The organism is Brevibacillus reuszeri, assembly GCF_001187725.1.
Lineage (GTDB): Bacteria > Bacillota > Bacilli > Brevibacillales > Brevibacillaceae > Brevibacillus > Brevibacillus reuszeri.
The window spans coordinates 1,043,091-1,062,533 of sequence record NZ_LGIQ01000005.1; the positions used below are offsets into that span (position 1 = coordinate 1,043,091).

At 44.6% G+C, this 19,443-nt stretch carries 24 protein-coding genes and 4 pseudogenes; 20 read left to right on the forward strand and 8 right to left on the reverse strand.

The window, feature by feature from the left end:
- Window positions 1-46 precede the first annotated feature (46 nt).
- On the forward strand, window positions 47-1,876 hold the full coding sequence (locus tag ADS79_RS08560; RefSeq protein WP_049737979.1) for a peptidoglycan D,D-transpeptidase FtsI family protein: 1,830 nt from the start codon (window positions 47-49) through the stop codon (window positions 1,874-1,876).
- Here ADS79_RS08560 and ADS79_RS34175 read toward each other — a convergent pair.
- Complete coding sequence (locus tag ADS79_RS34175; RefSeq protein WP_084765707.1) at window positions 1,788-2,279, reverse strand: Mov34/MPN/PAD-1 family protein; 492 nt, start codon at window positions 2,277-2,279, stop codon at window positions 1,788-1,790. The two genes, ADS79_RS08560 and ADS79_RS34175, sit on opposite strands and share 89 nt — an antisense overlap.
- A gap of 171 nt (window positions 2,280-2,450) precedes the next feature.
- Here ADS79_RS34175 and ADS79_RS08565 point away from each other — a divergent pair, with 171 nt between their 5' ends.
- The 4 genes from ADS79_RS08565 (at window position 2,451) to ADS79_RS08580 (ending at window position 5,490) form a co-directional block, all read left to right on the forward strand.
- Window positions 2,451-3,515, forward strand: coding sequence for an HD-GYP domain-containing protein (locus tag ADS79_RS08565; protein ID WP_049737980.1), 1,065 nt, complete (start codon window positions 2,451-2,453; stop codon window positions 3,513-3,515).
- A 199-nt stretch (window positions 3,516-3,714) separates the two neighbouring features.
- The gene (locus tag ADS79_RS08570) at window positions 3,715-4,281 is read left to right on the forward strand and encodes a GNAT family N-acetyltransferase (RefSeq protein ID WP_049737981.1); all 567 of its coding nucleotides are present in this window, start codon (window positions 3,715-3,717) and stop codon (window positions 4,279-4,281) included.
- 167 nt (window positions 4,282-4,448) lie between these two features.
- Entirely contained in the window at window positions 4,449-4,877 is a 429-nt protein-coding gene (locus ADS79_RS08575) for an immunity 22 family protein (RefSeq protein WP_049737982.1), read from the forward strand.
- A 136-nt stretch (window positions 4,878-5,013) separates the two neighbouring features.
- Entirely contained in the window at window positions 5,014-5,490 is a 477-nt protein-coding gene (locus ADS79_RS08580) for an SRPBCC family protein (protein ID WP_049737983.1), read from the forward strand.
- 45 nt (window positions 5,491-5,535) lie between these two features.
- On the opposite strand, the gene ADS79_RS08585 is transcribed toward ADS79_RS08580, so the two are convergent.
- The 3 genes from ADS79_RS08585 to ADS79_RS08595 are packed head-to-tail and all read right to left on the reverse strand — an operon-like array spanning window position 5,536 to window position 6,712.
- Entirely contained in the window at window positions 5,536-5,736 is a 201-nt protein-coding gene (locus tag ADS79_RS08585) for a hypothetical protein (RefSeq protein ID WP_049737984.1), read from the reverse strand.
- Window positions 5,737-5,762: 26 nt separating this feature from the next.
- On the reverse strand, window positions 5,763-6,260 hold the full coding sequence (locus ADS79_RS08590; RefSeq protein ID WP_049737985.1) for a hypothetical protein: 498 nt from the start codon (window positions 6,258-6,260) through the stop codon (window positions 5,763-5,765).
- A gap of 41 nt (window positions 6,261-6,301) precedes the next feature.
- Window positions 6,302-6,712 carry a hypothetical protein gene (locus tag ADS79_RS08595; protein WP_049737986.1) on the reverse strand — a complete coding sequence of 137 codons (411 nt, stop codon included), beginning with the start codon at window positions 6,710-6,712 and terminating at the stop codon, window positions 6,302-6,304.
- A 242-nt stretch (window positions 6,713-6,954) separates the two neighbouring features.
- On the opposite strand from ADS79_RS08595, the gene ADS79_RS08605 reads away from it, so the two are divergent.
- On the forward strand, window positions 6,955-7,362 hold the full coding sequence (locus ADS79_RS08605; protein ID WP_084765709.1) for a sigma-70 family RNA polymerase sigma factor: 408 nt from the start codon (window positions 6,955-6,957) through the stop codon (window positions 7,360-7,362).
- A gap of 524 nt (window positions 7,363-7,886) precedes the next feature.
- Window positions 7,887-8,012: a hemoblobin-interacting domain-containing protein gene (locus ADS79_RS36605; protein ID WP_084765711.1), complete on the forward strand. Its 126-nt coding sequence runs from the start codon at window positions 7,887-7,889 to the stop codon at window positions 8,010-8,012.
- 140 nt (window positions 8,013-8,152) lie between these two features.
- Here ADS79_RS36605 and ADS79_RS08610 read toward each other — a convergent pair whose 3' ends face one another.
- Both ADS79_RS08610 and ADS79_RS34870 read right to left on the reverse strand, forming a co-directional pair.
- Window positions 8,153-8,509, reverse strand: a complete 357-nt coding sequence (locus ADS79_RS08610; protein WP_049737988.1) for a group I truncated hemoglobin — start codon at window positions 8,507-8,509, stop codon at window positions 8,153-8,155.
- Between the two features lie 42 nt (window positions 8,510-8,551).
- A complete protein-coding gene (locus tag ADS79_RS34870; protein ID WP_141261052.1) occupies window positions 8,552-8,782 on the reverse strand; it encodes a hypothetical protein in 231 nt (76 codons plus the stop codon).
- A 24-nt stretch (window positions 8,783-8,806) separates the two neighbouring features.
- Between ADS79_RS34870 and ADS79_RS36610 the strand changes: the two are divergent.
- The 12 genes and pseudogenes from ADS79_RS36610 to ADS79_RS34880 form a co-directional block, all read left to right on the forward strand.
- Window positions 8,807-8,971 (forward strand): annotated as a pseudogene (locus tag ADS79_RS36610) (ASCH domain-containing protein); the annotation flags it as partial.
- Between the two features lie 476 nt (window positions 8,972-9,447).
- Window positions 9,448-9,765, forward strand: a complete 318-nt coding sequence (locus tag ADS79_RS36005; RefSeq protein ID WP_236699916.1) for a ParB N-terminal domain-containing protein — start codon at window positions 9,448-9,450, stop codon at window positions 9,763-9,765.
- A gap of 109 nt (window positions 9,766-9,874) precedes the next feature.
- Window positions 9,875-10,162 carry a hypothetical protein gene (locus ADS79_RS08620; RefSeq protein ID WP_049737989.1) on the forward strand — a complete coding sequence of 96 codons (288 nt, stop codon included), beginning with the start codon at window positions 9,875-9,877 and terminating at the stop codon, window positions 10,160-10,162.
- Window positions 10,163-10,397: 235 nt separating this feature from the next.
- The gene (locus tag ADS79_RS08625) at window positions 10,398-10,757 is read left to right on the forward strand and encodes a hypothetical protein (protein ID WP_049737990.1); all 360 of its coding nucleotides are present in this window, start codon (window positions 10,398-10,400) and stop codon (window positions 10,755-10,757) included.
- Window positions 10,758-11,035: 278 nt separating this feature from the next.
- Complete coding sequence (locus tag ADS79_RS08630) at window positions 11,036-11,512, forward strand: hypothetical protein (protein WP_049737991.1); 477 nt, start codon at window positions 11,036-11,038, stop codon at window positions 11,510-11,512.
- A 29-nt stretch (window positions 11,513-11,541) separates the two neighbouring features.
- Window positions 11,542-12,075 carry a hypothetical protein gene (locus tag ADS79_RS35215; RefSeq protein WP_049737992.1) on the forward strand — a complete coding sequence of 178 codons (534 nt, stop codon included), beginning with the start codon at window positions 11,542-11,544 and terminating at the stop codon, window positions 12,073-12,075.
- Window positions 12,076-12,386: 311 nt separating this feature from the next.
- A complete protein-coding gene (locus ADS79_RS08640) occupies window positions 12,387-13,886 on the forward strand; it encodes a recombinase family protein (RefSeq protein WP_049737993.1) in 1,500 nt (499 codons plus the stop codon).
- 31 nt (window positions 13,887-13,917) lie between these two features.
- Window positions 13,918-14,295 (forward strand): annotated as a pseudogene (locus ADS79_RS08645) (sigma-70 family RNA polymerase sigma factor); the annotation flags it as partial.
- A 489-nt stretch (window positions 14,296-14,784) separates the two neighbouring features.
- Window positions 14,785-14,991: a hypothetical protein gene (locus ADS79_RS36015; RefSeq protein WP_049737994.1), complete on the forward strand. Its 207-nt coding sequence runs from the start codon at window positions 14,785-14,787 to the stop codon at window positions 14,989-14,991.
- A 122-nt stretch (window positions 14,992-15,113) separates the two neighbouring features.
- On the forward strand, window positions 15,114-15,254 hold the full coding sequence (locus tag ADS79_RS35220) for a hypothetical protein (RefSeq protein ID WP_161807266.1): 141 nt from the start codon (window positions 15,114-15,116) through the stop codon (window positions 15,252-15,254).
- A 278-nt stretch (window positions 15,255-15,532) separates the two neighbouring features.
- On the forward strand, window positions 15,533-16,483 hold the full coding sequence (locus tag ADS79_RS08655) for a VanZ family protein (RefSeq protein WP_049738181.1): 951 nt from the start codon (window positions 15,533-15,535) through the stop codon (window positions 16,481-16,483).
- A 361-nt stretch (window positions 16,484-16,844) separates the two neighbouring features.
- Window positions 16,845-17,024 (forward strand): annotated as a pseudogene (locus ADS79_RS34880) (hypothetical protein); the annotation flags it as partial.
- 41 nt (window positions 17,025-17,065) lie between these two features.
- On the opposite strand, the gene ADS79_RS08660 reads toward ADS79_RS34880, so the two are convergent.
- Together ADS79_RS08660 and ADS79_RS08665 are read right to left on the reverse strand one after the other, a co-directional pair.
- Entirely contained in the window at window positions 17,066-17,398 is a 333-nt protein-coding gene (locus tag ADS79_RS08660) for a DUF2642 domain-containing protein (RefSeq protein ID WP_049737995.1), read from the reverse strand.
- A gap of 424 nt (window positions 17,399-17,822) precedes the next feature.
- The gene (locus tag ADS79_RS08665) at window positions 17,823-18,548 is read right to left on the reverse strand and encodes a nucleotidyltransferase domain-containing protein (RefSeq protein ID WP_049737996.1); all 726 of its coding nucleotides are present in this window, start codon (window positions 18,546-18,548) and stop codon (window positions 17,823-17,825) included.
- A 101-nt stretch (window positions 18,549-18,649) separates the two neighbouring features.
- Between ADS79_RS08665 and ADS79_RS08670 the strand changes: the two are divergent.
- Window positions 18,650-19,201, forward strand: a pseudogene (locus tag ADS79_RS08670) (DUF1533 domain-containing protein); the annotation flags it as partial.
- Window positions 19,202-19,443: the final 242 nt, after the last annotated feature.

Genomic DNA, 19,443 nt, shown 5'->3' on the forward strand with positions numbered 1-19,443 from the left:
TCTCTTTTGTATTCAGGAAATACTGGAGAAATGGGAGGTGACCGTGATGCAGCTGGAGAAGCGAATAAAAAGGCGGCATTTTCTGGTTCTGCTTGTTATGACTTTCGTTTGGCTGGGCTTGATCACACGCTTGTGGTGGATTCAAATCGGATCGCCGCATCGCTTTTCACGCCGAGGAATCGATCTGGTCAAAAACGCGGTGAAGCAACGGCAGCAAAGTATCGTCTTGCATAGTGGACGTGGCGATATTGTGGATCGAAACGGATACGCCTTTACGGGAGAAGAGCATTTGGCGCTGATCCTGTTCCCGCTTGCACGTGGGAGCTTGGAGGGAACCGATGGTTTGGCTCGCTTGGCTGAAATTGTCGGTCAGTCAAAGGAACGGCTTTCTTCGATCATGGAAAAGGCAAAAGTACCGCTGCTCTTGCGCAATGAGGCTGGAGCACTGATTGTCCTGACTGAGAGTCAAACTGAAAAGGTAAATGCGCTCGCCATCCCGGGCATTGTTGCCCTAGCTGTGACCGAGCGATATCGTACAGATGAAGTAGCCAAGCACGTGATTGGCTTCATCCACAAAAATCCCGCCATGGTGGAGTCGCTTTATCCTGACGAAGTGAAAAATGGCAAGATGAACGCAGAGAGTACATTAGGCGCGACTGGCTTGGAGCGGAGCTTTGACCGGTTCTTACAAGGGGTGGAGCCGTCTGTTTTGTCTTACTATGTAGACGGGCAGGGAAAACCGCTGCGAGGACTGGATATTCGCTACTCCAAGCAATCCAATGAGTATTATCCGCTGTCTCTGACGACGACGCTGGATGTAGGGATCCAGAGGAGAATGGAAAGAGCAGCTGATCGGGTGGGATTGAACGAGGGCAGTATTGTCGTGCTGGACGCAAGAAATGGAGATATGCTCGCAAGCGTCAGTCGTCCCAGCTATGATCAAACAAAAGTGACGAACAACAGCAATGAGTGGAAAAATCGGGTTGTCAAACAAATACCACCTGGCTCGGTTTACAAGACAGTAGTAGCTGCTGCGGCTTTGGCTGAGGGAGTCGTCTCACCGACTGATCGGTTCACGTGTACTGGGGATTACGGCAAGTATCACTTTTCCTGCTGGAAAAAAGACGGACACGGCAGTGTCACTATGGAGGAAGCATACGCGCACTCCTGCAATATTGCTTTTGCTGAAATAGCGAAGCGAGTTGGCGGAGAAAAGCTGGAGGAATATGCGCAAAAGCTGGGCTTGTCTGATCAAGTCGGACATCAGACAGCACATTTGTTCAAGCTGGACGGGTTCAAGCAACTGGATGGTGAAGAGCGCGGAAATGTGTTTGCAGAGGGAGTATCCCGCCGTGATGAAGGAGTGCTGATCCAGAGCGCCATCGGTCAGCGGGACGTGAGGGTGACTCCCTTGCAGACGGCTAACATGATGGTGACCATCTTGAGCGGCTCTACGCCGAATCAAGTGCGGCTCGTCAGCGAAATTACGTACAAAAATGGACAATCGTTTTACCGTTTTTCACCGCAAAAGCTGTCGGCGTCTGGGATCGACTACGTCACTGCAGGCAAGCTGCGGAAAATGATGCGCAAGGTTGTCACAGACGGGACTGGCCAGACCCTTCGGGATACAGCGTGGGATGTTGCTGGAAAGAGTGGGACTGCTCAGCTGGGCGGGGAGAATCAATCCAGAAACCATCTGTGGTTTGTAGGATACACCCCGGTGGAAGATCCACGCTATGCAATCTGTGTCGTCTCCGAGAACCAGCCAAGCCAAGGAAAAAACCAAGCTATGGAGCTTTTTCACCTCGTGGTTGATGAGCTTTCCGATCAAACAGCTCAATCTTCCCGACCTCTCTCAGGGTATCCCCAAGAATAAAGCCTCTCGCCTGAACCTGATTCTGCCTGCCGAGCCCAACGATCAGCATCAACGGTGAGGAGGACATGTACATCGATTGCGTTGCTTTGGTCCAGATGGTTCGTTTATCTCCTTTGCTGGGGGAAAGACGTTTGATCGTATGGCTGTGCCAATCCCCTATATATTTCCATTGGCGACTTTTGCTTAATTTCCGAACAAGCTTGCGCAAATGGTTATCGTCGAAAAAAATGGAATGGGGCTGGTGGATCGCCATCGGACCTGGCTCACTGGCATACGTAACGACCCATTCATCCTCACCGATCGAATACCCCATCATCACCCCTCCTGTCTCCAGAGAGGGTTTTTTTCTTACCGCCTTCTCAATCTGCCTCCAGGCTTTAGGCGTGATGTATAGCTTCGTCATGTCAACCTGTTCCCCTCCTTTAATCACCACAAGCATTCGCATTACATCATATGTGTCCACATAAGGGAAGGTCCCGCGATAATATAAAGTTAGGAACTGTTAAAAAGGGATTGTAACGTAAGCCCTTTCTTTCTATAATTTAGAAAATGACTAGATTGGAAGGTTGATTCTATGCCTCAGGCGCCTGTAGACTTCTCATTGATCGGCCGTGTTCTTGCGGATGATGTTTTTGCGGACACAGGAATATTGCTACTCGGTAAAAATACAACAATAACAGCAGCCCATGTCCCGGTCCTGCTCAAGCAACGAATACGAGAGGTAAATGTAGTCCAGGTCCTGTCTGAAGGAACTGGAGAACTCATTTCAAGCCAGCTGTCTCAATTGGAAGCGGATGAAGAAATCGTCGCCGCGTACGTGAAAGCATTAGACAAGACGAGAGCGCTTTTCGACCAGATCGATCATGAAGGAACACCACAGCTTGAGGAATTTTCCGATCTCTTTTTTGAACTAGCAGATCAATCGACAAAAAATTTGGGCTTTTTCCGCTCCTTGTATGTGTTGGAGGGGGCGGACAGCTATACATATCGCCATTCCCTCAATGTTGGCGTACTCTGTTCGCTGATTGCCCGTTTATTGAAATGGGATGAAGAACGAATCGCCTTTATGGGAACGGCTGGTTTTTTACATGATGTGGGGAAGATGCGCATACCCAAGGAAATTCTTTTGAAGCCAGGTAAACTGACAGACGAAGAATTTATGATTATGAAAAAGCACACTGAATATGGATACGAAATGATTAAAAGCATGGAAGGAAGCTCGGAGCTGTTAGCCTTGTGTGCCCTGCTGCACCATGAACGGCTGGATGGGACGGGCTATCCCGAGCAGCGAATTGGCGAGGAAATTCCAAAAGAGTGCCAAGTGCTGGCAGTAGCCGACATGTTTGATGCAATTTGCTCGGATCGCGTCTACAAAGGAAGGACTTCACCATTTGAAGCAGCCCAGTTGCTGTGGAAGGAAGCGTGTGATGGAGCACTTGATATTGAGATTGTCGCTCAGTTTGTTCGTTACATTGCACTATTGTACATCGGTGCAAAAGCCCGTTTGAACAATGGCGAGGAAGTCGAAGTCATTCTGATTCACGCCGATGAGCCGATGCGACCGTTGGTTCGGCGCAGCGAGGAATTTGTGGATCTACGCTTTGAACGAAAACTGACGATTGAGAAAATGATTGGATAAAAAGGGAATGCTATGGTGTGAAACCGCTCTATTTTTTTGAGAGCGGTTTCAATTTTTGAGGATCTGTGAACGTTGCTCTGGATGGCTCGACCCCCTTCACTGATTGTGCCACAATAAAAGGGTGCATCCTAACACAGGATGAACAAGGGGCGTATCGGTTTGTTTAGCATCATGATACGCGGCAATTAGGAGGAGTAACATGATACGAAAAGCAGAACCGACAGATGCAGCATTTGCCGCACCATTGATTTATGAGGCGATTGGAGATATCGCAAACATGCTGACTGGGGCAGAGGAAGCTGACGAAGCTATACGTATGATGGCTGAATTTTTTGCCCAGAAAAATAATCGCTTGAGCTACGAAAATGCACTCATAGCCATGGACGAAGGTGTACCGGTAGGCTTGGCACTGTTTTATCACGGCAGCCAAACAGAAAGGCTGGATCGGCCGTTTGTCGATCACGTTCAGCGCCTGACGGGAGAAGCACCGAGCTTTGTAAAAGAGGCCAAAGACAACGAATTTTATCTGGATACCGTAGTTGTGAGCAGTGCGTGTCGAGGCAAGGGCATCGGGAAAAAGCTGCTGGAAGCCTTTGAAAAAGAAGGAGAGCAGCGTGGTTATGATCGGGTTGCCTTGCTGGTTGATGAAGAAAACGGCCGAGCACGCCAGCTCTATGAAGCTATCGGTTATCGCCAGGATGGAACGATTCTGCTGAATGGCCATTTGTTCAGCCATATGATAAAAGAATTAACTGTTCTTGTGTAAAGGAAAAACGCTTCCGAGGGTGATGTTTAACGCGCTCTCCGGAGGCGTTTTTTAATGGACAGATAGGGAAATGTAAATATTTGGATAAATTTGGTTCTTTGGTCTGATAAAAATTCCATCTTTTCATCCGATCATATAGGAAAAGGAACGGAAAAGGGGGAAGAGCTGTGAGACATGTAGTCACCATTTGGGGTACGAATTTGCAAACAGAGGAAGAACTCCAAAATTTTATCGAACCAATTTTTGACGAGGATGGCGACGTAACTCCATCCGGCTTTCATACAGCTACTGGCCTGGAATGGATTGACGAGGACTTTTTCGAGGTTCACTTTTTGGGCAATGTAAAAGAGAGAACCGAGTTCTGGGCGTATCTGAAGGAAGAGTATGCACCGGAAGCAGGAGCTTTTTCACAGCAGCTGTCAGATGAGCTTGTGTCTAGCCTGGTTGACTATCCCTCTGTTATTTTGTTGTATGGGAACGAATCAAGGTACGGCTCCATTAATGAGAAGCTGTTTGCGCTGCAGAAGAATTTGCCGGATGATGGTTCGCCAATCGTACTGCTTGCTAAAGTTGTTTATGAAACAAAGGAACGCTAAAGAAAAACAATCGGGCATGACTTTGCCGTTTTGTTTTGTTTAAAGTTGCCGAGCTGGGCGTCAGCAGGGATGAAGAGGAAATGATCGAATGATTGAGGAGGACTTACATTTCAATACACGGCAGGAGGGACTTTGCATGTTGGCGGACATACAGAAAGCTGAAAAGGGATTTACGGCACGATTCGAACGTCATCTGAAGCATTCGGTAGAGAACGTGTGGGCTTATTTAACGGAAAATGAAAAGCTGGCCCGGTGGTTTTCGGAGCTGTCCGTGGATGATCTGCGAGAAGGTGGGAGCATTAAGTTTGACATGCAGAATGGAACCTTTGAGGAGATGAAAATTACAGCTTTGGACATGCAGGCTGTGTTGGAATTTACATGGGGAGAAGACTTGGTTCGGTTTGAGCTGTATCCGGAAGCTGAGGGCTGTCTGCTTGTTTTTAAGGAATACATCAATCAAATGACAAGTCATACTCCAAAAGACTTGGCTGGTTGGCATGTTTGCCTGGATGTAATCGCTGCATTGCTGGACGAGAGGGAAGTCGTATCGCGCATGGAGGAATGGAAAAAATGGTATGAGCAATATGTGCACGCTGTTGAAAAATTTGCGTGATCTGCAATCAGCTCTAGATAAGCGTCCTAAGCCAAGATGTAAGGACTATGGCTTGGGACGCTTTGCTTCTTTTTCCAAAACTTCGATGCGTTTTTCGAGCTCTTGAATTTGCGTTTGCTTTGCCTGTGATCGGCTCCGGACAATTCCGATACATCCGGCAAGAAACAATGCGGGGAACAGAATAAAGATCAACAGCTGGATGATGAGCGTACCCCACTCGACAGAAACCGCTCCGAAATCAAGCATTTTGTGGTAAGCCTCCTTAACTTTGATTACATATCGAGATCACCTGCTTTGATGGACTCCCAGTAGCGGTCAATTTTCCAGGTGTCTCCTTCCTTCACGATGGTTACTTGAGCAGGAAGCTCATTGGTAATTACCTTTTTAGTATCGCTGGAAATAATTTCAACAACCAGAGTGTAATCAATGCTAAATGATGTGTTGTTATCAGCGGCAACCAGCTCTTTGATACGAATTTCCTTGATTCGCAGCGTATGATTCATTTTCGCGGATGCAACGATGTAATAGCCGTCTCTGTTCCGAAAGAAGCTGTTTTGAAATACTTTTTCTGTCAAATATGGCTTGACCCTTTCTTCGATGAGCGGATAGATATCGTCTTTGTTTTCAAGAGCCATATCTTCCCGCGTGAGCTCGAATCGGGCTTTTTGATAAGCTGTAATGATCTCCACTGCTCTGTCTTCAACAGAAACAGAGGTGCATCCAAAAAGAAAGAAGAGTCCCCCCACAAGAGACAGAAACAATCCACGCATGGGTAGCGCCTCCTTTACTTTTATTTTCTTCGTCCAGATTGTTAATTGCTTGACAGCGTGATCGGAGGATTTGTGACAGGAACTTTAAAAAAGACATGGCGGTTCGACCAGGTTTGCGAGGTAATGACAATCTTTTCGCTTCCCTGTTCAAAAAAGTAGCCAGCTCCTTCTTGCTGTATAAACGACCAACCGTTCTTTTTCATTGCGGATAACAGGCTTTCGATTTCTTTTCCTTGATCAGCTTTTGCCCCATACCATGTATATCCATCCTCTACTGTGAGTTTTGTTATCGGATGGGGAGAATCCTTGATTAATGAGACTACCGATTGCTTGGAGAGAGATTGAAACGGGAGCTTGCCATAGAGAAAAGAAGGGGGATTATTCACAGTCATGATTCCAGCGAAAACAACAAGGATTAGGGCAATGGCGGGTAGTGCGAGCTTTTTCAGCATATATGCTCTCCAGTTATGATTGCTTGATATCCAAATGTTACCATAATTTCATAGATAATGACATGATTATGTATATATTTATCAAAAGGTCTGATAGAAAAAAACCACATACCATGATCGTGGCAGCGATTACAGTTTTGGGCAGCTTTTGCATTTTGCTGTTTTTCTGGCGTACATGCACGCGTAGGCATCTGCCCACATAAGCATAGGAGTAAGCTATTCCAGACGTGGAGGTGGCAGCCATGTCCAGCATCCTTGCAGCGCTTTCGCTGGTATTTAAAGAACTCCTGATGTTTGTGGCTTATGTCAAAAACAATGCATTCCCGCAACCTCTTCCTGACACGGAAGAAGAAAAGTTTCTCAGGTTAATGGCAAAAGGCGATCCGTATGCGCGCAACAAGCTGATCGAGCATAATTTGCGGCTGGTCGCCCATATCGTGAAGAAATTTGAAAACACCGGGGAGGACAGCGAAGACTTGATTTCCATCGGTACGATTGGTCTGATCAAGGCAATCGAGAGCTACCAGGTGGAGAAGGGGACGAAGCTGGCTACGTATGCGGCTCGTTGCATTGAGAATGAGATCGTAATGTCAAAAGGGGTGCTCATGGCAAAGGGGCTGCACGAATGCTGGAGTCCTTTTTTCGTGTAATAAAGTTTAAGTGCTTCCTCGTATGAAAGCAATCTTGTTTAAACTTTCTGGAACATCCTGCAGGAGGTGGCTACGGTAGAGGATTTTTTATCGCTCGAAGGTGGGTAAATCACGCCCACACTTTGGTTATACTAAAAAGGGTGATCGCGATGAAAATAGTACTAATCATTTTCTTATGCCTAGTCATTGTAATTGGAGTAGGTTATTTCCTGATAAAATCAATTACCAAATGAATTTTCGAGCAGCTGCTATCGTCATCCCTTTTTCTGCCGATTGTATAGCAACAACTGTTTGAAATGTATTCCTCTATCCTAACTTTAGTTAGTAGACTAGAAAAATTCTTCTCCTTTAATCTAAAAGTGCCCATTCTACTTTATTTTCTTATCCGTTGATGGAACGCCGAGTGCGATGAAAGTCGCTCGCTTGGTGTAGGCTCGAACGAAACCCTGGATCCGTCTTCACAGGGTGACTATCTGTTTGGATCTTCTACCCTTCTGCCGCTGCCAGTGGAATTGGATGATGGTATGAACTTCATTGCATTTAGACCAGACATTTTTAGTAGTAACAAGCAATATGTTATTACGATCAAATCAACGGGATACTCTGACGTTACACTTACTGTTCAAGGTCCGATTCTTCCGCCTATGTAATGATTCCATTAACAGCCCCTTAGGAGAAAATCCTAAGGGGTTCTTTTTGCTGAGAATAAAGAAACGAACCAACAGCCCTCTGGATAATCTGGAGGGTGGTTCAACGTATCTTTACAAGTACGGCGAGAGTGGAAGCTCTATTATTTATACAAAATATCATCTCGAAGTGACTCAACTTTGTTCAAGGCGTCTGCAATATCTCCTTCGCTGACTCCAAAATGAGTAAGGGCAGCACGCAAATGCATAACAATGGCATCAAAATGGTTGGGTTGCAAATTCGTCCCCGCATGGACTTTTGCCATAGATTGATCGGTATATTGATTAGGACCGCCAAGTGCATAGCTGATAAACTTTGTTTGGTGCTTACGCTGTTTTTCCATATCGGTGTTTTTGAAAAAATCGTTCACGGTATGGTCAGCTAAAACTAAATCATAAAAGTAGTCTACGACCTTCGATATGGTCTCTTCACCACCGTACTTTTCGTAAAACGTTTCCATCAAAGACCTTGACCTCCTTGGTAATCAAACATCAACACTACCTCAGTGCCATTGTGAATGGATACTGGCATAAGACTGAACGTATTCATCCTCAAAAAGATAGTTGATGGTAAGTGATATCTTTTTCACACTGACTTCTAAAGAGGTAGGATCAATTCCATCAAAGGCGTTTAAAAATGAATCAGGGTTATCAGTTTTCCAATTGTTAATGTAATTCCAAAATCCATCAATTATTTGTTCAATGACTCGGTGAGTTTTAATAAACTGCTTCAATTCATGAGGTTCCAGAAATGACTAATCCAAAGTGAAAAGAAATTTGAAACGCGCAGCTGGTCGACCAAGTACCGCGGCCCCATCGCAATCCATGCTGCCAAGAAAGTGGACAAGGATATATGCCTGCAAGAGCCTTTCCGCAGCATGCTGGATTTGCACGGGTATACGGTAGACAATTTGCCAACAGGCTGGGGAAGACCCCAACTTGGATTAGGGGGTCGCCAGAAGGCAACAGCCAGCAGAGCCTTGGTGCTCTAAGAATCAACCGCATTTTTTGCGGTGAAAGGAGACATATACTTTTCCGCTGAAATAGTAGTCGTTTGGTTTCACCACCAAAAACAGAGCACCAGCCCAACAGTAACAAGGATTGCAGCAGTTTGGGGGCTGGCAATATTCTTTATTCTTACTTTATTGCCACGAAGGAGCTAAACAGCTTGGACATACGGAATTTACATATCTCAAATATCAACCCTGCTCCCTAAAATCCGAGGGTAGATTTGCAACCTAGCGACCCAGAATACGAGAAGCTAAAACGATCGATTCAGGAGTTTGGATACGTACAGCTGCTCATCTGGAATGAGCGATCAGGAAACCTCGTCGGTGGTCATCAAGGATTCAAGATACTCGTTAACTAGTTAGAACGGACTGAGGTAGATGTCTCCGTTGTGGACCTTGATGATACCCAAGAGAAGGTGCTCAACATTGCACTGAACAAGATCAGTGGAGTATGGGATGAGGAACAGCTTGCGATTGTACTGGCTGAATTACAAGAGCATGAGCTGGATATTGTGATTACTGGATTTGGTGAAGACGAGGCAACGAAGCTGATCGGTGAGTTTACATTCAAAAGCGATGCTGATACAGAGTTCTCCAATAAGGAATTAGACCTGAGCGAGTTTGACGAATCGAAATTTGATTGTCATTGCCCGAGGTGCGGATACTTGAGCTCATGTTTCAGGGCTGCCCGATTCTCTACAAAGTGATGAGATCAGGTAGAGATAGGGCGCTTGACCACAACGTTAAGAGTTGATCCTGCATACTTATAGCGTAGTTGTAACACCAAGAATGAGTAGGAGAGGATGTGATGTACTCATGACACGCGAAGATAAGCTTGTCCTGGTTGCTTTGTACAGAGCATTCGAGGAGAAAAAAGACACACATCCTATTTACAACTACTTCTTACAGCAAGAAAAAGTTGATGAATTCCTCCGAATCTTGATTCGTTTGGAGCAAATGGGATTTGTGACCACTCCAACGAACGCTTGGACTTATGTAAATTCATTGCCTTATGACGTTGTAATGTCAGCGGTGATAATAACTTATATGGGGAAGCAAGTAGCCCGAAAGATACTGCGGCAAGCGAGAGAGCGTTCTAACTAGGCGCTCTTCTTTTTTTGAAAACAACCCCATGAAGTGGTGAGGTGGTGGACATTTAGATGGCGAGAAATCCAGAGAAACAGCGGTGCAAAGCAAGCCTGGCTTTGCCCAGTTCTTACACTGTCCGCGTGCTGCTTACTATGCTGAGCAACAGGACGTAATTGCAAGGGTCAGCGTTGAGCCGATGGAGTAGATAAACCAGTCCATAACTCTTTATGCTTGGCGTGAGAGGGAAATCATGCTCAAAATTTCCGCACTCGATAGTGGGCTTACTGAGAAGCAGCGCAGAGTGCTTCAGAAGCGACAGGCTGTAAAAGGAGCGGTGCCTGTTCCTGATAAGGATGGACAACAAAAGACGATCATCGTATCGCGTGAGGAACTGGTCATAGCAGAGCTGGAGGAAACAGAGTATAGGGCAATCGACGACATCCTTAATCTGCAAGAATCCCTAACACGGCTCACAGATAGGAAGCTCCGCGCCGTTGAGATGAAGCACAAGTTGAAGCTCAATGATGATCCTGACGAAGAAGAAGACGACGGCTTTATTGAGGCATTGGACGGTAAGGTCCCAGAGATATGGCTCTCCTGTAAAGGATAGGGATGCCATTATTTGTGATGGATCTGTTCGTGCTGGTAAAACGGTTGTAATGTCATTTTCCTTTGTGGCTTGGGCAATGGATACATGCGATGGCGAAAATCTATGGCCGGTAAGACAATAGGGGCACTGCGTAGGAACGTCTTACAGCCGTTGAAACGCACCTGCCCATCTAAAGTTGATATTTATGCCTTGTGGTATGTTTTGGTCATTGGTTGGAGATGAGCGTGTTATTGTAGGGGGCGAATTCTTATCAAACCGTTGAATTTCGATATTGGCCAATGGGTTTGTTCTATTGGAGAGTCATTGCAGATGACGGAAAAGGCGGGGTTACGAAATCAAGTGAAGGGACATTTATCATTTATGTAACAGGTGTAAATCTGATTATTGGAAGAGATGGACAAGGACAGGTAACCTATACGTTTCGGCCATCTAACATCATTGAACAGTGGACAATACCTATTGGCTGCGAACGTGTGCAGATTAATGCCAAGGAAGCAAAGGGCGGGAATGGGTGGTTTGCCACTAATTATACACAAGGGATTGGCGGCAAAGGAGGCAGTGTTTCATGGGACATTCCCCTTACTCCAGGCAAAATCTTGAAGATAGTTGTAGGGAGAAAGGGACAAGATTATCAAGCTGGCTTTGGTGGAGGAGGAGCTAGTTATGTCATTCGAACAGGAAACGTTCCTCTTGTGGTTTCTGCTGGCGGTGGTGCTTCAAACGCATCCAGACATCTAAACGCACGTATACTTTGACACGTTTCGTAGACAAGGTCATTTTCAAAATGGATTTTGCCAAAGTGCCTGAGACAACGAAAAAGTTTTTCACGACTGACGTTGCAGCAAAGCGCCTTTTGCTAACTCCGATGTGGAACCTTCCACCAGGGGTGAACTTGCTCGTTGAAGCCTGCAACAATGCATATGATGCTGTTCCTACTTGGGAGGATGCAACGCTTATCGTTAAAATGGGGCGGGCATATCTGTTCACCAACACTTCGAAATCAGCTGCTAAGTGGGGTGTAAACTTCCGGTTTCGTATAGAAAAAGGCTCAGCATTATTTCCGATCTCCTTCAAAGGAGTAGGGGGTGCATTCGATGAACATACAGACTTCAAACCCAAGGTCTTGCAGATAGGCCCAGGAAGCAAGAACAGCGTTGGAACAGGAAAAAATGTCGCTTGGAGCTTTGGGGCAAGAATTGGCGTCAGAAAAGATCAAGAACATACAAAAAGACTTGCTGATTTCATCCCTTGGACAGCAAGTAGCACTGTTGAAAAATGGAGTCGGGTTTTCCCATTAAGATCTATCGAGATAGTCTGAAGTATAAACAAATTGCTTCCACTTGCGATCATGAATCGTTTCAATGTCTCTCTAAACGATCGATCTCCAAGTGCCAGCTCCACAATGAACGCCTGCGCGCTGCCAAGAGAACTGCTCAGCTTCGCACCCCAGTATTAATTCTTCGACTGCATTAGTGAAGTTTTTCTACTTTTGACAAGCCGTATTTGAATATTCTCTCCACAGGAGGGGATGAACGGTGCATATAAGAATTATACCTGGCGATTCTACTGACAGTATTCGTTCTGCCTGCTACCAGTACTTAGTAAGAAAATACAGGAGGGAGAAGCCAAATGGTCGGAATCTATGCCAGGGTGAGCACGGAAGAACAAGCGAAGAGCGGATTCAGTCTCGACGATCAGATCAGGGAGTGCCGAAAAAAAGCCGGGACTAGCAAAGTAGCTGAGTATGTCGACGACGCCTCTGGAGAGTTCCTGGATCGGCCATCTCTTACCAGGCTGAGGCGAGATGTAAAGGATGGGGTCATCACGAAAATTGTTTGCCTTGATCCAGACCGATTGTCGCGTAAGCTAATGAATCAACTACTTATCACTGATGAATTCGATAAAAAAGGGATAGATCTGGTTTTTGTAAATGGAGAGTATGCGAAAACACCAGAAGGACAATTGTTTTACAGCATGCGTGGAGCTATCGCTGAATTTGAAAAGGCGAAAATTAATGAGCGCATGAGTCGGGGGCGAAGAGAGAAGGCAAGACAAGGTCGTGTTCTTCGCGACTTTCGAATATATGGATATGGCTACGATTCTGTAAAAGAACAAATTGTAATAAACGAATCCGAAGCAGCGGTAGTTCGCCTGATCTTTGATCTATTTACCCAGCCGAACGATTTGGTTCAAGGCATGAATGGCATCGCTGTTTTTTTGACGAACAAAGGCGTTCCTACGAAGCGCGGGGCTCGTGTATGGCATCGTCAGGTTGTCAGGCAAATGCTCATGAACGAGGCATATGTAGGTCGCTTCTACCAAAATAAATGGAACACAGAAGGAATGCTGGGCAACCAATATCGCCAACCAGATGAAAAGATTCGGATGAAAATACGTCCGAAAGAAGAGTGGATCGCATTACCATGTCCGTCCATTATCGAGGAAGCAAAATTCGAGCACGCACAACGTCTCCTGAAAGAATCGAGGAGAAGGTGGGCCGGGCAGAGTGTAAATGAATATCTGCTGAGTGGGTTAGTCCGGTGCGGCAGCTGCGGAAATACGATGCCAGGGAGAAAGGGCAAAAATTGGGGGCGAAGTATTTTTGAGTACACGGATGTGAAGAATACTGCCGGTGCAAAGACTAGAGGATGCGGTCGTTATATGAGATGCGACAACTTGGATCAGTTCGTATGGGAGGCCGTTCGTTCCTGGTTGCATAATCCAGATGAGTTAGCTGTGGCTGTTGAAGTTAGGGTAGAGGCTCCTGTTGAACAAGTGGAGCTGGAACGAGTGCAAAAAGACTTGGAAAAAACGAGAAACGGTCGCAAGAAATTGCTTACGTTGTTTGCATCTAGTGAGGATGACATCGGTGAAGAAGAAATTCGCATCGAGCTTAAACGGTGGAAGGAAAAGGAAGATGTGCTGCATCAGCGCTTAGGCGAGCTTTTGGAGCAAATAGGGTCGCAGAACGATCATGAATCTAGCCACAACCTGGTTCAGGAAGCAGCAGAGTTTTATTTGGCAAAGATGCAGGATGAGCTATCTTTTGAGGATAAAAAAGAGCTCATACGACATGTTGTAAGGGAAGTAAAAGTTTTTGAAGACGGCCTGGAAATCTACACATTTTAAGTTATATTGGTGCAAGAGCTTTGACATTTAGAATGAAATCCTCATGCATCTTCGCAGTCTGAAAAAAACCAAGAAGGACGTTTCCTTGCACGATCCCATCGGTACGGATAAGGAAGGGAATGAAATCACCTTAATCGACGTCTTGGGAACGGAAACGGATGAAGTTGTGGACGCCGTGCAGCTGAAACTGGAGTCCAACAAAATTTATCAGCACATCCATATTCTCGACGATCGGGAAAAAGAGGTCATTATCGGCCGGTTTGGTCTGGACCAGGACAAAGAAAAAACGCAAAGGGAAATTGCGCGAGAGCTTGGCATCTCCCGGTCGTATGTATCTCGGATCGAAAAGCGTGCACTTATGAAGTTGTTTAACGAGTTTTACCGGACAAAGCAGGCACAGAACAGATAAGACGGCAGGCAAGCGAAAGCCAAGACAATCATCGTCCGCAGGAAGCACTTTGGAAAAAGTGGTTTTTGTGGACGATTTTTATTGGTGTGATGAAGCGGGGGGATATTTCCCAATGAAAAGGTCAGCAATCTTACTCGATTTTTTACATAGGTGATTGTTTCTGGGGAACTGCAGACAGGACTCTATCAGAAGTTTTCTTGTTTATTCTTTGTTGATTGTAGTTTGGTAGAATGAATATGCCCATTGTAAATCTTCACCTTTTTATTCGTTGATGGAACGCCGTGTGCGATGAAAGTCGCCCGCACGGTGTACGCTCGACCGAACCCCCCTTATAGAAGGGAATAAGACGAGAATAGCGTACCGTTAAGCAGTGATGCAACGATTAAAGTAAAAAATGGAAGCACAATCTCTTATATTTATTCCTATGACCCGTTAACGATCGTGGTTTCGGACTCCGTTCTTGTTACAACTACATTGTTGCGGAGCAGTTTGCAAACGAATGACGCTGGAGCGACGTTCAAGATTGTTCCAGTCAACACAGTTATTACAACTGAAACTGAGTTCAATGACTCGAATGAAGCACCAGAAAACGCTCCAGTCCTTGATGGTTCTTCAGGAACCTCAGTTGTGAAGGTGGTTGTAAAAGCAGCGAATGGCGCATTGGAGATGTATGAAGTTAAGAAAAATTTACTTTAATTGATTCGAGGAGGAGCAGCATTTGCAGCTCCTCTTTCTTTTTACACCATGACCATGAGTGCGCCTCGATTTGATCGGGGCTATTTTTATTGCCCCGAGGGGGAAAAAGGTGAGGAGAACATTTGAGCACAGAATTATTGGCGCTTATTTCTGCAGCATCAGCTCTAACCGCTATTACACTTGGTTGGCTTGGTCGGTCCAGAACGATTCTACAGGATGCAGCCCAGCAAGCCGGGACTGACGCAATGCAGCGTGCAGACTAAACGTGGGGTAGATGATATTAGGCTCGAACAGCGCGCTCAAACTATTCGGCAGGCACGCGCAGGACACCAAGTGTGGGTGAACTATCATAAAAACGGGACGTAGTTGTGGAGGGATCATGTCGGTGCTTGATATGCTGGCGCGCGAAGGGTATATCGTGTGGAAGCGATCTGAGCAGGGCANTAACCATCAATGTGGCTATGGAGGTTTGAGAATGAAAATTTTAAAAATGGAGAATCTGTCTAGATTATACGGTAAAGGCGAGCTGTCGGTGCTTGACATGACTACACAGCAGCGTAAGATTATGTTTGCCTTAACCATATTCTATACAATTGTGATTCTTTATTTTATATTTCTGGCTTTCGGTAGAGTAGATTCCTTAGATCAAAGGACAAGTTATGTCTTCATCCTTGTACCGGACAGTTTTTTTAGGTTGCCAAGTGTATCAGATCTTCTACATCCTACTCTGATGGACTTTGTGGGTTTTGGAAACATCGCAGCCTTCATCCCTTTTGGCATATTGATTCCATTGTTATATCGGACCAGTTTTGTTCGATTCATTGCATTGTTCATTCTGTCCATTCTCGTGATTGAAACGATTCAGGCACTAACTTTACTCGGCAGCTTCGATATAGACGACGTCATTCAAAACTCATTAGGTGCAGCAGTCGGATTCGGGGCGTACAAACTTGGCTTTCGTACAAAAAATGTCCGGAGAAACATAGCTGTTACGGGCATTTCCATTGTTGTCCTTATGATCGTGGTTTGGGGGGGCTTCGGGATCATTGACAAAGCGTTCATTAAAGATATGGGCCCTTTTGTGCCGTTGAACGAACTGATAGACAGAACCGGAAAAACTTCAACGGGTACAAAACCATACAGTTTCAAAATTGGCGGTCAAACCGTAGAACCCAAATATAATATGTATAGTGTCGAAGGCAATCCTATCGAAACGTACACATATACGTTAGGCAATAAGGAGCTTTATCTCTCCTTGTTCTATGGGATTCCCGATCAAAAGGATTTTCATGGGAGATTAAGTGTGTGTGTCGACGGACATGAGCTCCTGTCTACGTCTGCAGAAGATCAACACCATCAACCAGATATGTTGCTAGTTTATCTCGAAAAAGCAAATGAGCTTACCATAACCATTGAGGGAAATGTAACAATGTGGGATGTTGCTTTTAGGGAGATGAAATATTATTGGAGTTGGGAAAAGCGTGAGGAATAAGACGAAATGCGAATGCTATTGAAGCCTATCAAAGTATCGAAAAATATCAACGAAAGGGTACTTTTACAGCTTGGCTTTATAAGATTGCTTATTTTCATTGTCTCAATTTGATCAAGCAGCGCAATTTGGTGAAGTGGCTTCCGTTTCTAGGCAATGAAGAGGAGTGCGAAAGCATAAATCCCAAAATACAACCAGAAGAGAATGAATTCAATGAGGCCATTTTGTACGCCTTATCAAAGCTCTCCATTGAAGAGCGAAATGTACTGATTTTACGGCTCGTTGAGGAAATGTCTATAGGAAGAGATTGCTATGATCTTTCCCCAAAAACTGGCCAGCCTTCGTAAAAAATAGGAGAGAGCGGTCAAAAATTATCGGCCGGTTCAGTCTGGATCAGGACAAAGTAAAAACACAAAAGGAAATTGCGCCAGAACTTTGCGTCTCCCGGTCGTATGTATATCGGATCGAAAAACATGCACTTGTGAAGTGTATTACACTTTTAAATTTAAATTACAAAAATAGACCGATATGTTTAGGATTTTGAACCAAAGAGCCGGTGAGGACAATCCGGCTCTCGTTCATGGCTTATTCCTCGTATTCCTCTTCTGCTTTTTCAAAATAAACGATTTCACTTAATCGAATGTGATGCTTTTTTCCATGAACGATAAGAGTTACGTGATCAATGAAAACATCATCCAGAGTACCTATCAATTTGCCAACAGTTGTCGTGATGACAATCATTACCCCTTTGTAGCGGATCAAAAGCTCGGTGAATTTGGGTTCCACAGCTGTCGTGTATATAACATTTGTCGGCAATACCTGAGTATTCTTGCTTTGCACATCTTCAATCCGAAAATATTGCTGAGCCGGAAAGGAGGCATAGGCATGTGGATACCCATAGTACATAAATCTATTCATGAACTGCATACTCCTTTGGGATATATTGAAAAGCACATCTATAACATATGGCCAATACCGATGTGATGTTCCAATGAGTGAAGGATAAGACCCTGCTGGAGTCGGAAGGCTAAACAAGCCTTCGGTAGATAAGTAAAATGCCGTGTGCGCTGAAAGGCGCCCGCACGGTGTAGGCTCGTTATAAAACCGAGTGGAATAAGACGAGAATTGCGTAAACGGAATCACCGGTTTAAAGTATGAAAGGCATTTTAGTTTTCCAGGCCTTACATTTAGCAAGCCGGAAGATGCCACAAGTGTGAAGCTGATGGTATCGACGGATGGTGGGGAAACCTGGAGTGAGACTAGGGCATGCTTTGATCAAAACTCGAAAGGCGTGTCACTTGGTGGTGCTATCGATTCCGTAAACTTAAGGATGTTTTATGAATCAAAGTTTTTCTTTCCCTGAAGAAAACCCTTCAAATAGTCGCCCGCCGTATGGTTCTAATACCCGTTCACTTAGTAGTATAACCTTGCTTTTATCACCGGTTTTATAAAAATCGTCAAAGGCTTCTATAAATTCTTCCGTAAATTTTACATCGTATTGCTTTAAAGCACGAATAATCCATTTGGAAGAACCTATCCAACATCCATTCGTTCTTAAAACAAATTCGTGAATAAGCTCTCCTAATGAATTGGCAATAAATAATTCTTCAGCTCGATTCTTGCAACCTTCAAAATCATCAAGTGCATCCGTAATAAAATAAAGTCTTGTTCTAATCATTTCTTCGGTCCATCTTTCAGGACCATTTTCCAACATCACTCTAGCTTCTTTCTTTATTGAATCTACTACTCCTTCGTCTCTTAATGGAATTCCTTCTAGCACCATTCTTTGCAAGGAGGGCTTTGCATTTTGAAAATCCATTTGGAAATAGTATTGATAGCTAGTTAAATTATGAACAAAAGCCTCAATCGCCCATCCGAAATCTATGAATGACTCTCTATAAGCTGATGCTATGCTTTCATCAAAAATGACAATGTCAAGGTCAGAAGTATGCGTTGCTTCACCTCTAACAACGCTGCCAGCCAATACAGCCCCTTGACAGTTGGGGAAGTGCTTATTAATAAACCGTTTTGCTGCTTCAATCGGCTCTAACTTCTTCGTATCTCCCATCTACTCCACCTCAATCTATTTGATTTCTAATGGTATACTAGCAATATTTTCCGTATAGTAATTTATTTTCGAGTCTACTACGTTAGTTTGATACAACAGAAGCAAATGTAGACAATAATATTGAGATTACATTTACAGAAAATGCAGCATGGCGTACAGCGATATCGGATGTAAAAGTGAATGACGTATCAGTTGGAGCAGGCGAATGGACGACTAAGGCCGGGAAATTAATCTTAGATCCAGCGGATATTGTTGCTCTTCAAACACCAGGAAGTAAGGAAATTACAGTGATAGCCACCGGGTACGAAGACTCAACCGTCACCCAGAATATAGCGACTGGCGCATTGTCGGAAAGCAAATCTTCAGTGAATCCAACTCCTGGTAATTCACCTAGACCTGGTACTGGTTTTTTTATGGTATTAACAGCCAAAGATAAATACGGTAATCCACTTCAAAATTACCAGTTCAAGTTTGACATTGAAGTAAACAATAGCAATTCAACAACAGTGAGTCTATTACTTATTATAATCAGAGTTATACTGAATCAACTTCGAATGTCCAACCTTTACCCGATCGTACTGACAATAATGGTGAATCGTATATTTCCTTTCAATGGGGATCAAACGGTGACTCGGGGGATTCTACTAAAATAGTCTGGAAAGATAAAGATGGGAACGAGATATTCACTCCGACTATTGTTAGTTACCAATAAGTGGTAAATGGTTGTCAGTAATTGATTTAAGCAAGAGAGTCTCTCTCGAAAAGGAGAGTCTCTTTTTTATGATGGGACGGATTGCTAAACGTTATAAGAGCACTCAACATCATTTTTCTGAGAAACAGTCGATTACATAAATGAATTGGGTAATTCATCCATTTTTACAATAAAGATCGACAT

What these genes read in the sequence shown, in the direction of transcription:
- ADS79_RS08595 (WP_049737986.1), bottom strand. Translation starts at nt 6,712, where the DNA reads ATGCTGAAAAAGCTCGCACTACCCGCCATTGCCCTAATCCTTGTTGTT.
- ADS79_RS08605 (WP_084765709.1), top strand. Translation starts at nt 6,955, where the DNA reads ATGTCCAGCATCCTTGCAGCGCTTTCGCTGGTATTTAAAGAACTCCTG.
- ADS79_RS08585 (WP_049737984.1), bottom strand. Translation starts at nt 5,736, where the DNA reads ATGCTTGATTTCGGAGCGGTTTCTGTCGAGTGGGGTACGCTCATCATC.
- ADS79_RS08625 (WP_049737990.1), top strand. Translation starts at nt 10,398, where the DNA reads ATGCTCAAAATTTCCGCACTCGATAGTGGGCTTACTGAGAAGCAGCGC.
- ADS79_RS08565 (WP_049737980.1), top strand. Translation starts at nt 2,451, where the DNA reads ATGCCTCAGGCGCCTGTAGACTTCTCATTGATCGGCCGTGTTCTTGCG.
- ADS79_RS08590 (WP_049737985.1), bottom strand. Translation starts at nt 6,260, where the DNA reads ATGCGTGGATTGTTTCTGTCTCTTGTGGGGGGACTCTTCTTTCTTTTT.
- ADS79_RS08655 (WP_049738181.1), top strand. Translation starts at nt 15,533, where the DNA reads ATGACTACACAGCAGCGTAAGATTATGTTTGCCTTAACCATATTCTAT.
- ADS79_RS08660 (WP_049737995.1), bottom strand. Translation starts at nt 17,398, where the DNA reads ATGAATAGATTTATGTACTATGGGTATCCACATGCCTATGCCTCCTTT.
- ADS79_RS34175 (WP_084765707.1), bottom strand. Translation starts at nt 2,279, where the DNA reads ATGACGAAGCTATACATCACGCCTAAAGCCTGGAGGCAGATTGAGAAG.
- ADS79_RS08665 (WP_049737996.1), bottom strand. Translation starts at nt 18,548, where the DNA reads ATGGGAGATACGAAGAAGTTAGAGCCGATTGAAGCAGCAAAACGGTTT.
- ADS79_RS36605 (WP_084765711.1), top strand. Translation starts at nt 7,887, where the DNA reads ATGAACTTCATTGCATTTAGACCAGACATTTTTAGTAGTAACAAGCAA.
- ADS79_RS08570 (WP_049737981.1), top strand. Translation starts at nt 3,715, where the DNA reads ATGATACGAAAAGCAGAACCGACAGATGCAGCATTTGCCGCACCATTG.
- ADS79_RS08580 (WP_049737983.1), top strand. Translation starts at nt 5,014, where the DNA reads ATGTTGGCGGACATACAGAAAGCTGAAAAGGGATTTACGGCACGATTC.
- ADS79_RS08610 (WP_049737988.1), bottom strand. Translation starts at nt 8,509, where the DNA reads ATGGAAACGTTTTACGAAAAGTACGGTGGTGAAGAGACCATATCGAAG.
- ADS79_RS08620 (WP_049737989.1), top strand. Translation starts at nt 9,875, where the DNA reads ATGACACGCGAAGATAAGCTTGTCCTGGTTGCTTTGTACAGAGCATTC.
- ADS79_RS08560 (WP_049737979.1), top strand. Translation starts at nt 47, where the DNA reads ATGCAGCTGGAGAAGCGAATAAAAAGGCGGCATTTTCTGGTTCTGCTT.
- ADS79_RS35215 (WP_049737992.1), top strand. Translation starts at nt 11,542, where the DNA reads ATGGATTTTGCCAAAGTGCCTGAGACAACGAAAAAGTTTTTCACGACT.
- ADS79_RS08630 (WP_049737991.1), top strand. Translation starts at nt 11,036, where the DNA reads ATGGGTTTGTTCTATTGGAGAGTCATTGCAGATGACGGAAAAGGCGGG.
- ADS79_RS08640 (WP_049737993.1), top strand. Translation starts at nt 12,387, where the DNA reads ATGGTCGGAATCTATGCCAGGGTGAGCACGGAAGAACAAGCGAAGAGC.